The organism is Aliamphritea spongicola, from assembly GCF_017051665.1.
GTDB classification, from domain to species: domain Bacteria; phylum Pseudomonadota; class Gammaproteobacteria; order Pseudomonadales; family Balneatricaceae; genus Amphritea; species Amphritea spongicola.
In genome coordinates, this window is sequence record NZ_JAFIDL010000078.1 from 1 (window position 1) to 301 (window position 301).

Consider the following 301-nt stretch of genomic DNA (forward strand, 5'->3'; position numbering starts at 1 on the left):
GTATTCGTGCCGATGGCGTTCTTCGGTGGTTCAACCGGCGCCATCTATCGTCAGTTCTCGATCACCATCGTGTCCGCGATGGCGCTGTCGGTGCTGGTGGCCTTGATCCTGACGCCGGCGCTGTGCGCCACCCTGCTCAAACCGATCCCGAAAGGCGATCACGGGGTTAAAACGGGCTTCTTCGGCTGGTTTAACCGCATGTTCGAGAAGAGCACGCATCACTATACCGACAGCGTGGGCAACATCCTGCGCAGCACCGGCCGCTACCTGATCATCTACTTGCTGATCGTGGTTGGCATGG

Annotated in this window: 1 protein-coding gene; it reads left to right on the top strand. The window is 59.1% G+C overall.

Annotated elements, in window-relative coordinates; genetic code table 11:
* A partial coding sequence (locus JYB63_RS22820; RefSeq protein WP_205660213.1) for an efflux RND transporter permease subunit occupies positions 1-301 on the top strand: 301 nt, incomplete at both ends.